Here is a 21,805-nt window from a genome sequence, read left to right on the forward strand (position 1 = left end):
GGCCTACAACATCGCCGGGGCCCACCGGCACACCCCCGAGATCGCCCAGGGCCTGCGGGCGGTCACGAACCGCGACGTCTCGGTGTCGTTCACCCCGGTGCTGATCCCGACGTCGCGCGGCATCCTGGCCACCTGCACCGCGCGCACCCGTTCGCCGCTGTCGCAGCTGCGGGCCGCCTACGAAAAGGCTTACGACGCGGAGCCTTTCGTTCACCTGCTGCCCGAGGGCCAGCTGCCCCGCACCGGCTCGGTGATCGGCAGCAACGCGGCGCACATCGCGGTCGCGGTAGACGAGGCCGCCGAGACGTTCGTGGCCATCGCCGCCATCGACAACCTGGTCAAGGGCACCGGCGGAGCGGCGGTGCAGGCGATGAACCTGGCGCTGGGTTGGCCGGAGGCGCAAGGCCTTTCGGTGGTCGGGGTCGCGCCGTGACTCGCGCCGGCGACGATGACGCCGGCGCAGCCGGGGTCGGTGGGGGTACCTCCCGCTTGCGGGGGAGAGCGGCGCCATCTGTCGTAGCAGCCGAGGCGCGCTTGGTGCGCGAACAGGGCGTCACCGCGCCGGCCGGGTTCCGGGCCGCCGGCATCGCCGCCGGCATCAAGGCGTCGGGCAACCGCGACCTGGCCCTGGTCTTCAACGAGGGCCCCGACTACGCGGCCGCCGGTGTGTTCACCCGCAACAAGGTCAAGGCCGCGCCGGTGCTGTGGACCCAGCAGGTGCTGGCCACCGGCGCCCTGCGCGCGGTGATCCTCAACTCCGGCGGCGCCAACGCCTGCACCGGACCGGGGGGCTTTCAGGACACCCACGCGACCGCCGAGGCCGTCGCGGCCGCGTTGTCGGACTGGGGAACCGAGACCGGGGCCATCGAGGTCGCGGTGTGCTCCACCGGCTTGATCGGTGACCGGTTGCCGATGGGCAAGGTGCTGGCCGGGGTGCGGGCGATCGTGCAGGACATGGCCGGCGGGCTGAGCGGCGGGGACGAGGCCGCGCGCGCGATCATGACCACCGACACCGTGCCGAAACAGGTTGCGCTGCACCACGCGGGCAACTGGACCGTCGGCGGGATGGCCAAGGGCGCGGGCATGCTGGCGCCCTCGCTGGCCACCATGCTCTGCGTGCTCACCACCGACGCGGCCGTCGAGTCCGCCGCGCTCGACCAGGCGTTGCGCCGGGCCACCGCGCGCACCTTCGACCGGCTGGACATCGACGGCAGCTGTTCGACCAACGACACCGTTCTGCTGCTGGCGTCGGGGGCAAGTGAAATCACGCCGAGCCAGGCCGATCTGGACGACGCCGTGCTGCGGGTCTGCGACGACCTGTGCGCGCAGCTGCAGGCCGACGCCGAGGGCGTCACCAAGCGCGTCATCGTCACCGTGACCGGGGCCGCCTCCGAGGACGACGCGCTGACCGCCGCGCGCGTGATCGCCCGCGACAGCCTGGTCAAGACCGCGGTCTTCGGGTCCGATCCCAACTGGGGCCGGGTGCTGGCGGCCGTCGGGATGGCCCCGGTGACGCTGGACCCGGACCGAATCACCGTGTCGTTCAACGGCTTTGCCGTGTGCGTCGACGGGGTCGGGGCGCCGGGCGCGCGCCAGGCGGACCTGTCGGGCGCCGACATCGACATCACCGTCGACCTGGGGGTCGGCGACGGCACCGCCGCCGTCCGCACCACCGACCTGTCGCACGCGTACGTCGAAGAGAATTCGGCCTACAGCTCGTGACGGTCGACACTCGAGAGCTGTCCACCGCGGTCAAGGCTCAGGTGCTGGCCGAGGCGCTGCCCTGGCTCAAGCAGCTCTACGGCAAGGTCGTGGTCATCAAGTACGGCGGCAACGCCATGACCGACGACACGCTGCGGCACGCGTTCGCCGCCGACATGGCCTTCCTGCGCAACTGCGGCATCCTGCCGGTCGTCGTGCACGGCGGCGGCCCGCAGATCACCGCCATGCTGCGCCGCCTGGGCATCGAGGGCGACTTCAAGGGCGGATTCCGGGTCACCACACCGGAAGTGCTGGACGTGGCGCGGATGGTGCTGTTCGGCCAGGTGGGCCGCGAACTGGTCAACCTGATCAACGCGCACGGCCCCTATGCCGTCGGCATCACCGGCGAGGACGCGCAACTGTTCACCGCCGTGCGGCGCAGCGTCACCGTGGACGGCGTGGCCACCGACATCGGTCTGGTGGGCGACGTCGAACGGGTCAACACCGCCGCCGTGCTGGATCTCATTACGGCGGGCCGCATTCCGGTGGTGTCGACGCTGGCGCCGGACGCCGAGGGGGTCGTGCACAACATCAACGCCGACACCGCCGCGGCGGCCCTCGCCGAGGCCCTGCGCGCCGAAAAGCTGTTGATGCTCACCGACGTCGAGGGTCTCTACACCAGCTGGCCGGACCGCGGCTCGTTGGTCAGCGAGATCGACACCGCCACACTTTCCCAACTGCTACCCACGCTGGAGGCGGGCATGATCCCCAAGGTCGAGGCGTGCCTGCGGGCCGTGACGGCCGGCGTGCCGAGCGCGCACGTCATCGACGGGAGGGTCGAACATTGTGTGCTGGTGGAACTATTCACCGACGCGGGCACCGGCACCAAGGTCGTGAGCGCATGACTGAAGGAAACGCGATGAAGCAGCGCTGGGAAGCCGTGATGATGAACAACTACGGCACCCCGCCGCTGGCCTTGGCCAGCGGCGACGGCGCCGTGGTGACCGACGTGGACGGCAACACCTACCTGGACCTGCTCGGCGGCATCGCCGTCAACGTCCTCGGCCATCGCCACCCCGCGGTCATCGAGGCCGTCACGCACCAGATGGCGACGTTGGGCCACACCTCCAACCTGTACGCCAGCGAACCGGGCATCGCGCTGGCCGAGGAGCTGGTGGCCCTGTTGGGGGCCTCCGACGAGGCCGGGGCGCCGACGCGGGTGTTCTTCTGCAACTCGGGAACCGAGGCCAACGAGGTGGCGTTCAAGCTGTCGCGGTTGACCGGGCGCACGAAACTCGTTGCGGCGCAGGGCGGTTTCCACGGCCGCACGATGGGGTCGCTGGCGCTCACCGGTCAGCCGAGCAAGCAGGCGCCGTTCGAACCCCTGCCCGGATACGTCACGCACGTGCCGTACGGGGACGTCGACGCGCTGGCCGCGGCGGTCGACGAGGCCACCGCCGCGGTGTTCCTCGAGCCGATCATGGGGGAGGGCGGCGTCGTCGTCCCACCCGAGGGCTACCTGACCGCCGCCCGCGACATCACCTCGCGGCACGGCGCGCTGCTGGTGCTCGACGAGGTGCAGACCGGAATGGGCCGCACCGGAGCGTTTTTCGCCCACCAGCACGACGGCATCACCCCCGACGTCGTCACCATGGCCAAGGGGCTCGGCGGCGGGCTGCCCATCGGCGCCTGCCTGGCCGTCGGGCCTGCCGCGGAGCTGATGACCCCCGGCCTGCACGGCAGCACCTTCGGCGGCAACCCGATCTGCGCGGCGGCGGCGCGGGCGGTGTTGCGGGTGATCGCGGACCAGGACCTGACCCGGCACGCCGAGGTGCTCGGCAAGTCGGTGCGCCACGGCATCGAATCCCTGAATCACCCGCTGGTCGACCACGTTCGCGGGCGCGGGCTGCTGCAGGGCATGGTGCTGACCGCGCCGCGGGCCAAGGAGGCCGAAAGCGCCGCACGCGCGGCCGGCTTCCTGGTCAACGCCGCCGCCCCCGACGTCATCCGGCTGGCCCCTCCGCTGATCGTCACCGAGGCCCAGCTCGACGGCTTCGTCGCGGCCCTGCCGGGCATCCTGGACAAGGCCGCCCATGCCTAGGCACTTTCTGCGCGACGACGACCTGTCGCCCTCCGAGCAGGCCGAGGTGCTGCAGCTGGCCGCCGAACTGAAGAAGGACCCGTTCAGCTGGCGCCCGCTGGAGGGGCCGCGCGGCGTCGCGGTGCTCTTCGACAAGAACTCCACCCGGACCCGGTTCTCCTTCGAGGTGGGCATCGCCCAGCTCGGCGGGCACGCCGTCGTCGTCGACGCCCGCAGCACCCAACTGGGCCGCGACGAGACGCTGGCCGACACCGCGCGGGTGCTGTCCCGCTACGTCGAGGCCATCGTGTGGCGGACGTTCGGCCAGGACCGGCTCGAGGCGATGGCCGAGGCGGCGACGGTCCCGGTGGTCAACGCGCTCTCCGACGACTTCCATCCCTGCCAGGTGCTCGCCGACCTGCAGACCATCACCGAACACAAGGGATCGCTTGCGGGGCTGCGGATGTCCTACTTCGGCGACGGCGCCAACAACATGGCCCATTCGCTGCTGCTCGGCGGGGCGACCGCCGGCATGCACGTCACGATCGCCGCGCCGGACGGCTTCGCGCCCGCCCCGGCATTCGTCGCGGCGGCCACGGAGCGCGCCGAAGCCACCGGCGCCTCGGTCACCCTCACCGCCGACCCCGACGCGGCCGCACGCGGCGCCGACGTCCTGGTGACCGACACCTGGACGTCGATGGGGCAGGAGGACGACGGGCGCGACCGCCTCACACCGTTCCGGCCGTTCGGGGTCGACGAGCGGCTACTGGGCCTCGCCGACCCGGAAGCCATTGTGCTGCACTGCCTTCCGGCCCACCGCGGCGACGAAATCACCGACGCGGTGATGGACGGGCCGGCCAGTGTGGTGTGGGACGAGGCCGAAAACCGGCTGCACGCCCAGAAGGCGCTGCTGGTCTGGCTGCTGGAGCGGTCGCGATGACCCGCTCGAAGACCACCACCGAAACCACCCGGGCCGGCCGGCAGGACCGCATCGTGGCGATCCTGTCGTCGGCGTCGATCAGCAGCCAGGGCGAGCTGGCGGCCCGGCTGGCCGACGAGGGCATCGAGGTCACCCAGGCCACGCTGTCCCGCGACCTCGAGGAGCTCGGCGCGGTGAAGCTGCGCGGCGCCGACGGCGGCGTCGGGGTCTACATCGTCCCCGAGGACGGCAGCCCGGTGCGCGGGGTGTCCGGCGGCACCGCGCGGCTGTCCCGGCTGCTGAGCGAGTTGCTGGTGTCGGCCGACGCCAGCGCCAACCTCGCGGTGCTGCGCACCCCGCCGGGCGGCGCCAACTATTTGGCCAGCGCGATCGACCGCGCGGCGCTACCGTACGTCGTCGGCACCATCGCCGGTGACGACACCGTCTTCGTGGCCGCCCGAGAGCCGATGACCGGCGCCGAGCTGGCCCGCACCCTCGAAGCCCTCACCACGACATAAGGAGATTGGTTCATGTCAGATCGCGTCATCCTGGCGTATTCCGGCGGGTTGGACACGTCGGTCGCGATCAGCTGGATCGGTAAGGAGACCGGCCGTGAGGTGGTGGCCGTGGCGATCGACCTCGGCCAAGGCGGCGAGGACATGGAGGTCGTCCGCCAGCGCGCCCTGGACTGCGGCGCGGTCGAAGCCGTCGTCGTCGACGCCCGCGACGAGTTCGCCGAGGGCTACTGCCTGCCCACCATCTTGAACAACGCGCTCTACATGGACCGCTACCCGCTGGTGTCGGCCATCAGCCGGCCGCTGATCGCCAAGCACCTGGTGGCCGCCGCCCGCGAGCACGGCGGCACCACCGTCGCGCACGGCTGCACCGGCAAGGGCAACGACCAGGTCCGGTTCGAGGTCGGATTCGCCTCGCTGGCACCGGATTTGGAGGTGCTGGCGCCGGTCCGCGACTACGCGTGGACGCGGGAGAAGGCGATCGCGTTCGCCGAGGAGAACGCCATCCCGATCAACGTGACCAGGCGCTCGCCGTTCTCCATCGACCAGAACGTATGGGGCCGCGCGGTGGAAACCGGCTTCCTGGAACACCTTTGGAACGCGCCCACCAAGGACGTCTACTCCTACACCGAAGACCCCACGATCAACTGGAACACCCCCGACGAGGTGATCGTCGGGTTCGAGCGCGGCGTCCCGGTGAGCATCGACGGCAAACCGGTGTCGGTGCTGGGCGCCATCGAGGAGCTCAACCGCCGCGCCGGCGCCCAGGGGGTGGGGCGGCTCGACGTGGTCGAGGACCGGCTGGTGGGCATCAAGAGTCGCGAGATCTACGAGGCCCCCGGCGCGATGGTGCTCATCACCGCCCACACCGAGCTCGAACACGTCACGCTGGAGCGCGAACTGGGCCGCTTCAAGCGGAACACCGACCAGCGCTGGGCCGAGCTGGTCTACGACGGGCTTTGGTACTCGCCGCTGAAGACCGCGCTGGAAGCGTTCGTCGAGAAGACCCAGGAGCACGTCACGGGCGAGATCCGAATGGTGTTGCACGGCGGGCACATCGCCGTCAACGGCCGGCGCAGCGCGGAGTCGCTCTACGACTTCAACCTGGCCACCTACGACGAGGGCGACAGCTTCGACCAATCCATGGCCAAGGGCTTCGTCTACGTGCACGGGCTGTCGTCGAAGATCGCGTCCCGCCGGGACCTGGCGGCCGACGAAGCGTGAGCACACGCGAGGGCTCGCTGTGGGGCGGCCGGTTCGCCGACGGCCCGTCGGACGCGCTGGCCGCCCTGAGCAAGTCCACTCATTTCGACTGGGCGCTGGCCCCCTACGACATCGTGGCGTCGCGGGCCCACACCGTGATCCTGTTCCACGCCGGGCTGCTCACCGCCGAGCAGCGCGACGGCCTGTTGGCCGGGTTGGACAGCCTCGCCGAGGACGTGGCCGACGGCAGCTTCACACCGCTGGTGACCGACGAGGACGTGCACGCCGCGCTCGAGCGCGGGCTGATCGACCGGGTCGGCCCCGACCTGGGCGGCCGGCTGCGGGCCGGGCGGTCGCGCAACGACCAGGTGGCCACCCTGTTCCGGATGTGGCTGCGCGACGCGGTGCGCCGGGTCGCCGACGCGGCCCTGGAGGTGGTGGCTGCGCTCGCCGCCCAGGCCGGCGCGCACCCGACGGCCATCATGCCCGGCAAGACGCACCTGCAGTCCGCCCAGCCGGTCCTGCTGGCCCACCACCTGCTCGCCCACGCGCACCCGCTGCTGCGCGACGTCGACCGCATCGTGGACTTCGACAAGCGCGCCGCGGTGTCCCCGTACGGTTCCGGGGCGCTGGCCGGCTCGTCGCTGGGGCTGGATCCCGACGCGATCGCGGCCAAGCTGGGTTTCGCGGAGGCCGCGGACAATTCCATCGACGCGACCGCGGCCCGCGATTTCGCCGCCGAGGCCGCGTTCGTCTTCGCGATGATCGGCGTCGACCTGTCCCGGCTGGCCGAGGACATCATCCTGTGGAGCTCGACGGAGTTCGGCTACGTCCGGTTGCACGATTCCTGGTCCACCGGCAGCTCGATCATGCCGCAGAAGAAGAACCCCGACATCGCCGAGCTGGCCCGCGGCAAGTCCGGACGGCTGATCGGCAACCTGGCCGGGCTGCTGGCCACGCTGAAGGCGCAGCCGCTGGCCTACAACCGCGACCTGCAGGAGGACAAGGAGCCGGTCTTCGACTCGGTGGCCCAGCTGGAGCTGGTGCTGCCGGCGATGGCGGGGCTGGTCGCCAGCCTGAGCTTCGACGTCGACCGGATGGCCGCCCTGGCCCCGGCGGGCTACACGCTGGCCACCGACATCGCCGAGTGGCTGGTGCGCCGGGGCGTGCCGTTCCGGTCCGCGCACGAGGCCGCCGGGGCCGCCGTGCGCGCGGCCGAGGGGCGCGCCGTCGGGCTGGACGAGTTGACGGACGACGAATTGGCCGCCATCAGCCCCGAGCTGACGCCGGAGGTGCGCGAGGTGTTGACGATCGAAGGCTCGGTGTCCTCGCGCGACCGGCGGGGCGGGACCGCGCCGGCCCGGGTCGCCGAGCAGCTCGAATCCGTGCTGGCCGAATGTGAGCAGCTCAGGGCGCGGCTCGGCGGCCGGGGATGAGATGACCTCGATTTACGCGCCGGCAAATTTGAACCGGACTAGAATCCCCGCTCAAGCGATGCGGCTGAACCTGTCGAGCCAGAACTTCGTCATCAAGGGGTGGGACCAATGAGCGTCGTCGCCGGCGTATTCGGTGCCTTGCCGCCGTATCGCTATTCCCAGCGTGAGCTCACCGACTTCTTCGTCAGCATCCCCGAATTCGAGGGCTACGAAGACATCGTCCGGCAGCTGCACGCCAGCGCCAAGGTCAACAGCCGCCACCTGGTGCTGCCGCTGGAGCGCTATCCCACGCTGACCGACTTCGGCGCGGCGAACCGCATCTTCATCGAGAACGCCGTCAACCTCGGCTGCGAGGCCCTCTCGGGCGCCCTCGACGAGGCCGGCCTGCGGCCGCAGGACCTCGACGCGCTGATCACGACGACGGTCACCGGCCTCGCGGTGCCCTCCCTGGACGCCCGGATCGCCGGGCGGCTGGGGCTGCGCGACGACGTGCGCCGGGTTCCGCTGTTCGGCCTGGGCTGTGTGGCCGGCGCCGCCGGCGTCGCCCGGCTGCACGACTACCTGCGCGGGGCGCCCAACGCCGCCGCGGCCCTGATCTCGGTCGAGCTCTGCTCGCTGACCTATCCCGGATACAAGCCGTCGCTGCCCGGCCTGGTCGGCAGCGCGCTGTTCGCCGACGGGGCGGGCGCGGTGGTCGCCGTCGGCGAGCGGCGTGCCGAAAAGGTGGCCGCGGGCGGGCCCAGCATCCTGGACTCGCGCAGCACGCTCTACCCTGATTCGCTGCGCACCATGGGTTACGACGTCGGCGCCGCCGGATTCGAGCTGGTCCTTGCCAAGGACCTGGCCGAGGTGGTGCAGGAGCACATCGAGCAGGACGTCACCGGGTTCCTCGGCGCGCACGGGCTGACGACGACCGACATCGGCGCCTGGGTCAGCCACCCCGGCGGCCCGAAGATCATCGACGCGATCAACGCGAGCCTGAGCCTGCCGCCCGACGCGCTGGAACTGACCTGGCGTTCGCTGGGTGAGATCGGCAACCTGTCGTCGGCCTCGGTGCTGCACGTGCTGCGGGACACCCTGGCCAAGCCGCCACCCAGCGGAAGCCCCGGGCTGATGATCGCGATGGGCCCGGGTTTCTGTTCCGAACTCGTGTTGCTGCGCTGGCACTGACCTAAGGCATTGCTTCTCGTGCCCCTCAGAGATTTCGCGATGGACCGACCAACGACCCCGACCTCCCGCCCGGGTCGCGCCTCATGAGCAGCGACCCCGAGGAGCTCGTCAAGGCGCTGCGCGCATCCCTGAAGGAAAACGAGCGGCTGAAACGGGAGGCCCGCGAATACCTGGCCGCGGCAACCGAACCCGTCGCCGTGGTGGGGATGGGTTGCCGGTATCCGGGCGGGGTGGATTCCCCCGAGGCCCTGTGGCAGATGGTGGTCGAGGGCCGCGACGTGGTCTCGGACTTCCCGGCCGACCGGGGCTGGAACCTGGCGGGCCTGTTCGATTCCGATCCCGACGCGGTGGGCAAGTCCTATGCCCGATGCGGGGGCTTCCTGGCCGACGTGGCCGACTTCGATGCCGCGTTCTTCGGCATCGCACCCAGCGAGGCGCTGGCGATGGACCCGCAGCAACGCCTGCTGCTGGAGGTGTCGTGGGAAGCGTTGGAGCGGGCCGGGATTGACCCCGCCACCCTGCGCGGTTCGCCGACGGGCGTGTTCGCCGGCATCTTCCACGGCTCGTACGGCGGCCAGGGCAGGGTGCCGGGGCATCTGGAGCGCTATGGGCTGCGCGGTTCGACGTTGAGCGTGGCGTCGGGCCGGGTGGCCTACGAGCTGGGCCTGGAGGGGCCGGCCATTTCCGTGGACACCGCCTGTTCGTCGTCGCTGGTGGCCATGCACCTGGCGGCGCGCTCGTTGCGGGCCGGGGAGTGCGACCTGGCGCTGGCCGGCGGGGTGACGGTGATGGCGACCCCGGCGATGTTCATCGAGTTCAGCCGGCAGCGGGCGCTGGCCGCCGACGGGCGGTGCAAGGCGTACGCGGGAGCCGCCGACGGCACGGGTTTTTCCGAGGGCGTCGGCGTGCTGGTGCTCGAACGGTTGTCCGACGCGCGGCGGTTGGGGCACACCGTGCTGGCGCTGCTGCGCGGATCGGCGGTGAACCAGGACGGCGCCTCGAACGGGCTGGCGACGCCGAACGGGCCGTCGCAGCAACGGGTGATCCGCGCCGCGCTGGCCGACGCGCGGCTCGGCACGGCGGACGTGGACCTGGTGGAGGGGCACGGCACGGGCACCACCCTCGGGGATCCGATTGAGGCGCAAGCGGTCCTGGCGACCTACGGGCAGGACCGGCCGGCGGACCAGCCGCTGTGGCTGGGGTCGATCAAGTCCAACATGGGTCACACCTCGGCGGCGGCGGGCGCCGGCGGGGTGATCAAGATGGTGCAGGCGATCCGCCACGGGCTGATGCCCAAGACGTTGCACGTGGATGTGCCGACGCCGCATGTGGATTGGTCGGCGGGGGCGGTGTCGCTGCTGACCGAGGCGCGGGACTGGCCGGCGCAGGACCGGCCTCGCCGCGCGGGGGTGTCGTCCTTCGGGATCAGCGGCACCAACGCGCACGTCATCGTCGAGCAGCCGCCGGCGGAAACCCCCACGCCGGCGGGCGATGACGTCCCCGCGCCGTGGGTACTGTCGGCCCGATCGGCCGACGCGCTGGCCAACCAGGCGTCCCGGCTCCTGGCGCGGCTGAACGACGACCCGGGTCTGCGGGTGGTCGACGTGGCCTGGTCGCTGGTTTCGACGCGGTCGCTGTTCGAGCACCGGGCCGTGCTGGTGGGCGCCGACCGCGAGCGCCTGATCGCGGGGCTGGCCGACGTGGCGGCCGGCGCGCCGGGCGCGGGCGCCGCGGTGGGCCGGGCGCAACCGGTCGGCAAGACGGTGTTCGTGTTTCCCGGGCAGGGCTCGCAGTGGGTCGGCATGGGGGCCGAATTGCTCGACAGCTCAGCCGTGTTCGCCGAACACCTGCAGCGTTGCGAGAAGGCGCTCGCCGAACACCTCGACTGGTCGCTGGTGGACGTCATCCGCGGGGCGCCGGGCGCGCCCGGGTTGGACCGGGTGGACGTGGTGCAGCCCGCGCTGTGGGCGGTGATGGTGTCGCTGGCCGAGTTGTGGCGCTCGGTGGGCGTCGTCCCCGACGCGGTGATCGGTCATTCGCAGGGCGAGATCGCGGCGGCGTACGTGGCGGGCGCGCTTTCCCTGGAGGACGCGGCCAGGGTGGTGGCGCTGCGCAGCCGGCTGCTGGTGGAATTGTCGGGTGCGGGCGGCATGGTGTCGCTGGCGTGCGGGTTGTCCCGGGCCGAGGATCTGATCGCCGGGTGGGGCGAACGGTTGAATGTCGCCGCCGTCAACGGCGTTTCGGCGGTGGTGGTGTCCGGTGAGGTGGGTGCCCTCGACGAGTTGATGACCCGCTGCGAGGCCGACGGCGTGCGGGCCCGCAGGATCGACGTGGACTACGCCTCCCACTCCCGGCACGTGGACGCGATCCGCCCGGCGCTGGCCGAGGCGCTGGCCGGGATCGAGCCGCGATCGTCCTCGATCGCGTTGTTCTCCACCGTGACCGGCGAAGTGTTGGACACCGCCGGCCTGGACGCCGACTACTGGTACCGCAGCATCCGGCAGACGGTCCAGTTCGAGCGCGCGGTGCGCAGCGCGTGCGACGCCGGGTACGGGGTGTTCGTCGAATCCAGCCCGCACCCGGTGCTGCTGGCCGCCGTCGAGGACACCGTGACCGACTGCGGCGCCGCGGCATTGGTGGTGCCGTCGCTGGGCCGCGACGACGGTTCGCTGCAGCGGTTCTGGCTGTCGGCGGGCCAGGCCCACGTGGCGGGCGTTCCCGTGGACTGGAGGGCCGCCGTCGCCGGTTTGGGCGGGCGGCGCGTCGACCTGCCCACGTACGGCTTTGCGCGGCAGCGCTTCTGGCTGCCGGGCGGCGCCACCGGGTCGGGCGACGTGGCCACCCTGGGACTGGCGGGCGCGCGGCACGCGCTGCTGGGCGCGGTGGTGGCGCGGCCCGATTCCGGTGGGGTGGTGCTGACCGGCCGGTTGTCGACCGCGGCCCAGCCGTGGCTGGCCGACCACGCCGTCGGTGGCACGGTGTTGTTCCCCGGCGCGGCGTTCGTGGAGCTGGCCATCCGCGCCGGCGACGAGGTCGGGTGCGCGACGCTCGAGGAGCTGACGTTGTCGGCCCCGTTGGTGCTGCCGGCGACCGACGGGGTGCAGGTGCAGGTGGTGGTCGGGGCCGCCGACGAGTCGGGCCGGCGCGAGCTGTCGGTGTATTCGGCCGCCGCGCAATCGGAGTGGGTGCTGCACGCGCACGGCTCGGTGCGTCCGGCGGCGGTGACGCCGTCCGCCGACCTGTCGGTGTGGCCACCGGCGGGGGCGGCGCCCATGGACGTGGCCGACGCCTACGCGCGGCTGGCGGACCGCGGCTACGAGTACGGCCGCTCTTTCCGCGGCCTGCGCGCGATGTGGCGGCGGGGGGAGGAGATCTTCGCCGACGTCGCCGTGCCGGACGACGCCGGCGCGCAGGACGGTGGCTTCGGGATCCATCCGGTGTTGCTGGATGCGGCGCTGCACGCGATCGGCGTCGCCGGCGAACGGGGCGAAACCCTGCTGCCGTTCTCCTGGCAGGGGGTGTCGCTGCACGCGGCCGGCGCTCCGCGGGCGCGGGTCCGGATAGCGCCCTCGGGTGCCGGGGCGGTGTCGGTGGAATTGTCCGACGGGTCCGGGCTGCCGGTGTTGTCGGTGCGCTCGCTGGCAATGCGCCCGGTTTCGGCCGAGCAGCTGGCGGCGGTCGCCGCGCCCGCCGAGGGGCTCTTCGAGGTGGCGTGGTCACCGATAGCGTTGAGCGACAAGCATTCCGACGCCACGTTGTGGGAGCCGGCCGCGCACGGCACCGATCCGGTCCGGTCGGTGCACGCGGCCGCCGCCGAGGCGCTGGGCGTACTGCAATCGCGGTTGGCCGATCCGGAGTCCGGGACGCTGGCGGTGCGGACCCGCGGGGCGGTCGCGCTCGCCGGTGAGGACGTCGCGGACCTGCCCGGCGCGGCGGTGTGGGGGCTGGTGCGGTCGGCGCAGGCCGAGCAGCCGGGCCGGGTGGTGTTGATCGACTCCGACGGATCGTTGGACGCGCGCGCCGTGATGGGTTGCGGCGAAACGCAATTGGTGATTCGCGCGGGCGTGGCCTACGCGGCCCGGATGCGGCCGGCGCGCGGCGGATCGGTGTTGCGGCTGCCGGCCGGGGGCTGGCGGCTGGACGCGGGCGGCGGGGGCACGCTGGAGGACCTGGTGGTGGGCCCGTGCCCGCGGGCGGAGCTGGAGGCCGGGCAGGTCCGGGTGGCGGTGGCCGCGGTCGGCGTGAATTTCCGGGATGTGTTGGTGGCCTTGGGCATGTATCCGGGCGGCGGCCAGTTGGGGGCTGAGGGCGCGGGCGTGGTCGTCGAGGTGGGCCCCGGGGTGGCGGGCCTGGCGGTCGGCGATGCGGTGATGGGGCTGCTCGGCGTGGTCGGTTCCGAGGCGGTGGTCGACAGCCGAATGGTCACGCCGGTGCCGCGAGGCTGGTCGCTGGTCACGGCCGCGGGGGTGCCGGTGGTGTTTCTCACCGCGCTCTACGGGTTGTCGGTGCTGGCCGGGCTGCGCGCGGGCGAGCGCGTGCTGGTGCACGCCGCCACCGGCGGGGTGGGCATGGCCGCGGTCCAGCTGGCGCGGCACTGGGGCGCGGAGGTGTTCGCGACCGCGAGCCGCGGCAAGTGGGACACCCTGCGCGCCATGGGATTCGACGACGACCACATCGGTGATTCGCGGACGCTGGACTTCGAGGAGAAGTTCTCTGCGGTAACCGGCGGTGCCGGGGTCGACGTGGTGCTCAACTCCCTGGCCGGTGAGTTCACCGACGCGTCACTGCGGCTGTTGGCCCCCGGCGGCCGGTTCATCGAGATGGGCAAGACCGACGTCCGCGATCCGCGCGTCGTCGCCGACGAACATCGCGGCGCGCGCTACCAGGCCTTCGACCTGCTGGAGGCCGGACCCGATCGCACCGCGGCGATGCTGGCCGAGATCGTCGAACTGCTGCGGGACGGCGCCCTGACGCCGTTGCCGCTCAAGGCCTTCGACGTGCGCTGCGCTTCGGCGGCCTACCGGTTCGTCAGCCAGGCTCGGCACATCGGCAAGATCGCGCTGACCATCCCGACCGGGCCCGGCGCCGTGCTGAGCGGCTGCGGCGGGCTGGCCGGCGGCAGCGTGGTGATCACCGGCGGCACCGGCATGGCCGGTTCGGCGCTGGCCCGCCACCTCGTCGACCGCTACCGCGTCGGCCACGTCGTGCTGGCCAGCCGGGCCGGCGCCGGGGCCCCGGGGGTCGCGGAGCTGGTGGACCGGTTGCGGGAGGCCGGCGCCGCCGTGTCGGTGGTGGCCTGCGACGTCGCGGACCGCGACGCGGTCGCGGCGATGTTGGCGCAGATTCCGGCGCAGTATCCGCTGCGCGGTGTGGTGCACGCGGCGGGCGTCCTCGACGACGGGTTGATCGCCTCGCTGACCCCGGATCGGGTGGACGCGGTGTTGCGGGCCAAGGTCGACGGAGCCTGGCACCTGCACGAGCTGACCCGGGACCTGGATCTGTCGGCGTTCGTCGTGTTTTCGTCGATGGCCGGGATCGTCGGCACCCCGGGCCAAGCCAATTACGCGGCGGCCAACAGCTTCCTCGACGGCCTGGTCGCCCACCGTCGGGCGCATGGACTTGCGGGCCTGTCGCTGGCCTGGGGGCTGTGGGAGCAAGCGTCGGCGATGACGGCGCACCTCGGCGAGCGCGACAAGGCCCGGATGAGCCGGCTCGGCATCGCGCCGCTGTCCACCGAGCAGGCGCTGGAATCCTTCGACGCCGCCATGCTGCTCGAGACCCCGGTGCTGATGGCCGCGCGGCTGGATCGGGTCGCCCTGTCCGACAACGCCGCCGCGCTGCCGCCGCTGCTGAGCGAGCTGGCCGCCCGCGCCACCCGCCGCGTCGTCGACGACGTCGACACGACCGCGCTGCTGACCGGTCTCACCGCGCGCCTGCACGGCCTGACCCCCGAGGCGCGCCAGCGCGAGCTGGTCGACCTGGTCCGCGCCAACGCGGCGACCGTGCTGGGCCTGCCCAACCCGGCCGACATCGACGCCGGCCGCGCGTTCTCCGACCTCGGCTTTGACTCGCTCACCGCCGTCGAACTGCGTAACCGGCTGAAAACCGCTACGGGCCTCACCCTTTCGCCCACGTTGATCTTCGACTATCCCACGCCCGCTGCCCTGGCCGAGCACCTCGACGGCCACCTGTCCGCCGGTCCGGTTGACGACCGGCCCGACCTGATGGCCCGCTTCACCGACGTCACCCGCGAATTGCAGGCGCTGCTCGCCCGACCCGACTGGGACCCCTCCGACAAATCGGCGTTGCGGGCGCGCCTGCACACCCTGCTCGCCGCCCTGGGACCCGCCGATCACCTCGACCCGGAGGGCCTCGACGCCGACCTCGATGCCGCCACGGAAAGCCAACTCTTTGCCATCCTCGACGAAGAACTCGGCCGCTGAGACCGCGATGCCGGATACCACGCAGCACGTCGATTACCTGAAACGCCTGACGGCGGATCTCCGGCGGGCGCGGCGACGCGTCTCGGAGCTGGAAGGCAGGCTGTCCGAACCGATCGCGGTGGTGGGCATGGCGTGCCGGTACGCCGGCGGGGTCGATTCGCCGGAGACCCTGTGGGCGCTGGTGAACGACGGCCGCGACACGGTGTCGGACTTCCCGGCGGATCGCGGCTGGGACGTCGACGGGCTATACGACCCCGATCCCGACGCGGCGGGAAAGATGTACACCCGCCAGGGCAGCTTCCTGCGCGACGCGGCGGACTTCGACGCCGGTTTCTTCGGGGTGGGACCCAGCGAGGCCCTGGCGATGGATCCGCAGCAGCGGTTGATGCTGGAGATCTCGTGGGAAGCGTTGGAGCGGGCGGGGATTGACCCGCTGGCGTTGCGGGGCTCGGCGACCGGCGTGTTCGCCGGCGTCATCCACGCCGGCTACGGCGGCGAGGTGAAGGGTGAGCTGGAGGGCTACGGGCTGACCGGTTCGACGCTGAGCGTGACGTCGGGGCGGGTGTCCTACGTGCTGGGGCTGGAAGGCCCGGCGGTGTCGATCGACACGGCCTGTTCGTCGTCGTTGGTGGCCATGCACCTGGCGGCGCAGTCCCTGCGCTCGGGGGAGTGCGACTTGGCGCTGGCCGGCGGCGTGACGGTGATGGCCACCCCCGCCGCGTTCGTGGAGTTCAGCCGGCAGCGGGCGCTGGCCCCCGACGGCCGGTGCAAGGTGTACGCCGGTGCCGCCGACGGCACGTCGTGGTCGGAAGGCGCGGGCGTCCTGGTGCTCGAGCGGCTGGCCGACGCGCGACGGCTGGGGCATCCGGTGCTCGCGGTGCTGCGCGGTTCGGCAGTGAACTCCGACGGCGCCTCCAACGGCCTGACCGCACCCAACGGGCCGTCCCAGCAGCGGGTGATCCGGGCGGCGCTGGCCGACGCCGGGTTGACCGCTGCCGACGTCGACGTGGTCGAAGGCCACGGCACGGGAACGGTTTTGGGCGATCCGATCGAGGCCCAGGCCCTGCTGGCGACCTACGGGCAGGACCGGCCGGCGGACCGGCCGCTGTGGCTGGGATCGATCAAATCCAACATCGGGCACACGTCGGCCGCGGCGGGAGTGGCCGGTGTGATCAAGATGGTGCAGGCGATGCGGCACGGGGTGATGCCCAGGACGCTGCACGTGGACGTGCCGTCGCCGCACGTGGATTGGTCGGCGGGCGCGGTGTCGGTGCTGACCGAACCCCGGCCCTGGCCGGCGCGGGACGGGCAGCGCCGGGCGGGGGTATCGTCGTTCGGGATCAGCGGGACCAACGCCCACGTCATCGTCGAGCAGCCGCCAGAGTCGGAAACCGTTGCGGAACAAGCTGATTCACCCGACATTGTGATGCCGTGGGTGGTGTCGGGCCGGTCGGCCGAGGCGTTGGCCGCGCAGGCTTTGCGGCTGTCGGCGCACCTGGACGCCGAGCCGGCTCTGCGCGCCGTGGACGTCGGCTGGTCACTGGCCACCACCCGTGCGGCCCTGGAACACCGCGCCGTGCTGGTGGGCCGCGATCGGGACACGCTGACCGCGGGGCTGGCCGGGGTGGCATCCGGGGCGCCCGGCCCGGGCGTCGTGGTCGGGCGTTCCCGCCCGGTCGGCAAACGCGTGTTCGTGTTTCCCGGCCAGGGCTCGCAGCGGCTCGGGATGGGACGCGAACTGTATCAACGCTTTCCGGCGTTCGCGCAGGCCTTCGACGAGGCCGTGGCGGCGGTGGATGGCCACGCGCGGTTGCCGCTGCGCGACGTGATGTGGGGCGGCGACCCGGGCCTGTTGGAAAACACCGAGTTCGCCCAGCCCGCGTTGTTCGTCCTCGAAGTCGCCCTGGCGGCGCTGTGGCGGTCGTGGGGGGTGACCCCCGATGTGGTGATCGGCCACTCGGTGGGGGAGATCGCGGCGGCCTGTGTGGCGGGGGTGCTGTCGTTGCCGGACGCCGCGCGGGTGGTGGCGGCCCGCGGACGGCTGATGGCGGCGTTGCCGGCCGGCGGCGTGATGGTGGCGGTGAACGCGACCGAGGCCGAGGTGGCGCCGCTGCTGAACGGCGGCGTGAGCCTCGCGGCGGTCAACGGCCCAGATGCGGTGGTGCTTTCGGGCGAGCGAACCGCGGTGACGACGGTGGCGGACCGGCTGGCGGACTGCGGCCGGCGGGTGCGGCAGCTGGCCGTCTCGCACGCCTTCCACTCGCCGTTGATGGAGCCCATGATCGGGGAGTTCTCCTCGGTGCTGGCCGGGGTGTCGCCCGGCGCGGCGCGAATCGACCTGGTGTCCAACGTGACCGGACAATTGGCGGGGCCCGGATACGGGTCCGCCGAGTACTGGGTCGAGCACGTGCGCCGGCCGGTGCGGTTCGTCGACGGCGTGCGGGTGGCCGAATCGCTGGGCGCCGGCGCATTCGTGGAGGTCGGCCCGGGCGCCGCGTTGACGGCCGCAGTGGAGCGGTCCCTGGCGGCGGAGCCGGCCGTCGCGGCGGTGTCGATGGGCAAGGGCCGTCCCGAAGTCGATTCGCTGCTGCTGGCGGCCGGGCAGCTGTTCGTCTCCGGCGCCGCGGTGGACTGGGCGGGCGCGTTCGCCGGCCTGACCGCGAACCGGGTCGACCTGCCGACGTATGCCTTTCAGCGGCGCCGGTTTTGGCTGTCGTCGGAGGCGGTGGGCGGGCGCGACACGGCCGGGTTGGGGTTGACCGGCGCCGAGCATGCCCTGCTGGGCGCGGTCGTGGAGCGGCCCGATTCGGGCGGTGTGGTGTTGACGGGCCGGCTGTCGACGGCCGCCCAGCCGTGGCTGGCCGATCACGCGGTGACTCAGACGGTGCTGTTCCCGGGTGCGGGGTTCGTCGAGCTGATGCTGCGGGCCGGCGACGAGGTCGGCTGCCCGGTGATCGAGGAGCTGACGCTGTCGGCCCCGTTGGCGTTGCCGGCGACCGGCTCGGTGCGGGTGCAGGTGGTGGTGGACGCCGCCGGCGAGACCGGATCCCGTGCGGTGGCGGTGTATTCGCAGGCCGGTGCCGAATGGACCGTGCATGCCCAGGGTGTGGTGAGCGAAGGTGCGCCCACGCCGGACGCGGACCTGTCGGTGTGGCCCCCGATCGGCGCCACGGCGGTCGACGTGACCGGCGCCTACGACGATTTGGCGGGGCGCGGCTACGGCTACGGTCCGGCCTTCCGCGGCCTGCGGAAGGTGTGGCGGCGGGGGACCGAGATCTTCGCCGAGGTCGAGGCGCCGCAGCAGGCCGGTGTGGCGGTGGGCGGCTTCGGGATCCATCCGGTGGTGCTGGATGCGGCCCTGCACGCACTGGGCGTGGCCGACGAGGGCGCCGAGACTGTCTTGCCGTTCTCCTGGCAGGGAGTGTGCCTGTACGCGGCCGGCGCGTCGCGGGTCCGGGTGCGGCTGGCGCCGGTGGGTCAGGGCGCCGTGTCGGTGGAACTGGCCGATTCGTCGGGCCTGCCGGTGCTGTCGGTGCGCGAGCTGGTGACGAGGCCGGTCTCGGCCGCCCAGCTGTCCGCGGCCGCGGCGGCCCGCTCCGGTGGCGGCGAACTCCTGGAGGCCGTGTGGTCCCCGGTCACGTTGACCGACAACGCCGGTGGGCCCGCTCCCGAGGTGTGGCAGCCGACGTCGGCCGGCGACGGGGTGATCGGATCGGTCTACGCCGCCACCCATGAGGCGTTGGGCGTGTTGCAGTCCAGGGTCGAGGACGCCGGGCCGTTGGTGGTGCTGACCAGCGGCGCGGTCGCGCTGCCCGGCGAGCGGGTCGCGGACCTGGCCGGTGCCGCGGTGTGGGGGCTGGTGCGCTCGGCGCAGGCCGAGCAGCCGGGCCGGGCGGTGCTGGTCGACTCCGACGGTTCGCTCGATCTCGGCTCCGTAATCGCCTGCGGCGAGCCGCAATTGGTGGTGCGTGCGGGCACCGCCTACGGCGCACGGCTACAGCCGCTCAAGCCGCACCCGCTGTTGCCGTTGCCCGAGCCGCCTTCGGTGTGGCGGCTGGCCGCCGGCGACGCCGGGACGCTGGAGGACCTGGCGGTTCAGTCGGGCCCGCCGGCGGAGCTCGCGGCCGGGCACGTGCGGGTGGCGGTCGCCGCCGCCGGGGTGAACTTCCGCGACGTGCTGGTGGCCCTGGGCATGTATCCGGGCGCCGCGCAGCTGGGCGCCGAGGGCGCCGGACTGGTGACCGAGATCGGTCCCGGCGTCACGGATTTGGCGGTCGGCGACGCGGTCATGGGCATATTGGGCCTGACCGGGTCGGAGGCGGTCGTCGACCGCCGGCTGCTGACGCGGGTACCGTCGGGCTGGTCGTTCGCACAGGCCGCCGGCGTGCCGGTGGTGTTCTTGACGGCGTATTACGGATTGTCGGTCCTGGGCGGCCTGCGCGCCGGCGAGCGGGTGCTGGTGCATGCCGGCGCCGGTGGCGTGGGTATGGCGGCCGTGCAGCTGGCCCGCCATTGGGGCGCCGAGGTGTTCGCGACCGCGAGCCGCGGCAAGTGGGACACCCTGCGCGCCATGGGCCTTGACGACGACCACATCGCGGATTCGCGGACGCTGGAATTCGAGGAGAAGTTCTCCACCGCCACCGGCGGTGCCGGCGTGGACGTCGTGCTGAACTCGCTGGCCGGCGAGTTCACCGATGCGTCGCTGCGGTTGCTGGGCCGCGGCGGGCGCTTCATCGAGATGGGCAAGACCGACCTGCGCGACCCGGCAGCCCAGCCCGGGATCTATTACCGCGCGTTCGACCTGATGGAGGCCGGCCCGGACCGCATCGCGGAGATGTCGGCCGAGCTGATGCGGTTGTTCGCGGCCGGGGCTTTGCGGCCCCTGCCCGTCAAGGCCTTCGACGTGCGTTGCGCCGCAGAGGCTTACCGGTTCGTGAGCCAGGCCCGGCACATCGGCAAGGTGGTCCTCACCATGCCCGGCGGGCCGGCCGGCCTGGCCGGCGGGACCGCGCTGATCACCGGCGGAACCGGCATGGCGGGCTCGGCGGTGGCCCGCCACCTGGTCGACCGCTACCGGGTGCCACACGTGATGCTGGTGAGCCGCAGCGGTGAGCGGGCGGACGGGATGTCCGGGCTGGTGGCCGAGCTGCGCGAGGCGGGCGCCGAGGTGTCGGTGGTGGCCTGCGACGTCGGCGACCGGGACGCCGTGGCGGGGCTGCTGGCGCAAGTGCCGGAGCGCTTCCCGCTGCGCGGGGTGTTTCACGCGGCGGGTGTGCTCGACGACGGGTTGATCGCCTCGCTGACCCCGGATCGGGTGGACGCGGTGTTGCGGGCCAAGGTCGACGGGGCCTGGCACCTGCACGAGCTGACCCGGAATCTGAATCTTTCGGCGTTCGTGATGTTCTCGTCGATGGCGGGGATCGTCGGGGCGCCGGGCCAGGGCAACTATGCGGCCGCCAACTCGTTCCTCGACGGCCTGGCCGCGTACCGCCACGCCCAGCGACTGCCCGCCCTGTCGATCGCCTGGGGGATGTGGGAAGAGGCTTCGGCCATGACCCGGCACCTCGGTGATCGCGACAAGGCCCGGATGAGCCGCGCCGGGCTGGCGCCGCTGTCCACCCCGCAGGCGCTCGACCTGCTGGACGCCGCGCTGCTGACCGAGCCGCCCGTCGTCGTGGCGACCCGGCTCGATACCGCCGCGCTGGCGCACGGCGGCGCCGCGCTGCCACCGCTGTTGAGCCGCTTGGCGACTCGCCGCGCCCGGCGGGTGCTCGACCCCACCGACATGGTGTCGCTGACCGGGCTGCGGGCGCGGCTGGAGGGCCTGGACCCCGAGCAGCGGCGGCGCGAGCTCGTCGAGCTGGTGTGCGGCAACGCCGCCACGGTGTTGGGGCACAGCACCGCGGACGTCAACGCCGCCCAGGCTTTCGCAGATCTCGGGTTCGACTCGCTGACCGCCGTGGAGTTGCGCAACAGGCTCAAAATCGCGACCGGCCTGACCCTTTCGCCGACGCTGATCTTCGACTACCCGACTCCGGCGGCGCTGGCCGAACACCTCGACGGCCAGCTGGCCACCGGTACGACCGGTGAGCCGCCCGATCGGATGGCCCGCTTCAACGACGTGGCCCGCGAATTGCAGGCGCTGCTCGGCCAACCCGACTGGAGCCCCGGCGACAAGGCGCAGCTCATCACCCGGCTGGAAGCCCTGGTGCACACCCTGACCGGGCCGGCGGACGTCGCCTATCCGGAGCAGCCCGACGACCCGTTCGACGACGACATCGCCACCGCCACCGAGAGCCAACTCTTCGCCATCCTCGACGACGAGATCGGCCCCTAGC

At 72.5% G+C, this 21,805-nt stretch carries 11 protein-coding genes; all 11 read left to right on the forward strand.

The genetic code is table 11. The features are described from left to right. Positions 1-433 (forward strand): Asd/ArgC dimerization domain-containing protein (locus BRW65_RS26350; protein WP_279627700.1); only part of this gene is annotated, 433 nt, incomplete at its 5' end. Positions 434-489: 56 nt separating this feature from the next. Further along, entirely contained in the window at positions 490-1,722 is a 1,233-nt protein-coding gene (argJ, locus tag BRW65_RS26355) for a bifunctional glutamate N-acetyltransferase/amino-acid acetyltransferase ArgJ (protein ID WP_073879776.1), read from the forward strand. Beyond that, complete coding sequence (gene argB / locus BRW65_RS26360; RefSeq protein WP_073879722.1) at positions 1,719-2,606, forward strand: acetylglutamate kinase; 888 nt, start codon at positions 1,719-1,721, stop codon at positions 2,604-2,606. Before argJ ends, argB begins: the two co-directional genes overlap by 4 nt. Further along, positions 2,603-3,802, forward strand: coding sequence for an acetylornithine transaminase (locus BRW65_RS26365; protein WP_073879724.1), 1,200 nt, complete (start codon positions 2,603-2,605; stop codon positions 3,800-3,802). Before argB ends, BRW65_RS26365 begins: the two co-directional genes overlap by 4 nt. Beyond that, positions 3,795-4,721, forward strand: a complete 927-nt coding sequence (gene argF / locus BRW65_RS26370; protein ID WP_073879725.1) for an ornithine carbamoyltransferase — start codon at positions 3,795-3,797, stop codon at positions 4,719-4,721. The genes BRW65_RS26365 and argF overlap by 8 nt, the downstream gene beginning before the upstream one ends. After that, positions 4,718-5,218 (forward strand): arginine repressor, encoded by a 501-nt coding sequence (locus tag BRW65_RS26375; RefSeq protein ID WP_073879727.1) that lies wholly within the window; start codon positions 4,718-4,720, stop codon positions 5,216-5,218. Before argF ends, BRW65_RS26375 begins: the two co-directional genes overlap by 4 nt. 12 nt (positions 5,219-5,230) lie before the next feature. Further along, complete coding sequence (locus BRW65_RS26380) at positions 5,231-6,439, forward strand: argininosuccinate synthase (RefSeq protein WP_073879729.1); 1,209 nt, start codon at positions 5,231-5,233, stop codon at positions 6,437-6,439. Beyond that, positions 6,436-7,854, forward strand: a complete 1,419-nt coding sequence (argH, locus tag BRW65_RS26385; RefSeq protein WP_073879731.1) for an argininosuccinate lyase — start codon at positions 6,436-6,438, stop codon at positions 7,852-7,854. The genes BRW65_RS26380 and argH overlap by 4 nt, the downstream gene beginning before the upstream one ends. 108 nt (positions 7,855-7,962) lie before the next feature. Continuing rightward, on the forward strand, positions 7,963-9,024 hold the full coding sequence (locus BRW65_RS26390) for a type III polyketide synthase (RefSeq protein ID WP_073879733.1): 1,062 nt from the start codon (positions 7,963-7,965) through the stop codon (positions 9,022-9,024). Positions 9,025-9,107: 83 nt separating this feature from the next. Then, on the forward strand, positions 9,108-15,467 hold the full coding sequence (locus BRW65_RS26395) for a type I polyketide synthase (protein WP_073879735.1): 6,360 nt from the start codon (positions 9,108-9,110) through the stop codon (positions 15,465-15,467). A gap of 7 nt (positions 15,468-15,474) precedes the next feature. Further along, positions 15,475-21,804, forward strand: a complete 6,330-nt coding sequence (locus BRW65_RS26400; RefSeq protein ID WP_073879737.1) for a type I polyketide synthase — start codon at positions 15,475-15,477, stop codon at positions 21,802-21,804. The last annotated feature ends 1 nt before the right edge of the window (position 21,805 follow it).

This window comes from Mycobacterium paraffinicum, from assembly GCF_001907675.1.
GTDB lineage: Bacteria > Actinomycetota > Actinomycetes > Mycobacteriales > Mycobacteriaceae > Mycobacterium > Mycobacterium paraffinicum_A.

Excerpts from the sequence above, each read along its gene's own strand:
- argF (WP_073879725.1), top strand. The coding sequence starts at position 3,795 with ATGCCTAGGCACTTTCTGCGCGACGACGACCTGTCGCCCTCCGAGCAG.
- BRW65_RS26390 (WP_073879733.1), top strand. The coding sequence starts at position 7,963 with ATGAGCGTCGTCGCCGGCGTATTCGGTGCCTTGCCGCCGTATCGCTAT.
- BRW65_RS26365 (WP_073879724.1), top strand. The coding sequence starts at position 2,603 with ATGACTGAAGGAAACGCGATGAAGCAGCGCTGGGAAGCCGTGATGATG.
- BRW65_RS26380 (WP_073879729.1), top strand. The coding sequence starts at position 5,231 with ATGTCAGATCGCGTCATCCTGGCGTATTCCGGCGGGTTGGACACGTCG.
- BRW65_RS26375 (WP_073879727.1), top strand. The coding sequence starts at position 4,718 with ATGACCCGCTCGAAGACCACCACCGAAACCACCCGGGCCGGCCGGCAG.
- BRW65_RS26395 (WP_073879735.1), top strand. The coding sequence starts at position 9,108 with ATGAGCAGCGACCCCGAGGAGCTCGTCAAGGCGCTGCGCGCATCCCTG.
- BRW65_RS26400 (WP_073879737.1), top strand. The coding sequence starts at position 15,475 with ATGCCGGATACCACGCAGCACGTCGATTACCTGAAACGCCTGACGGCG.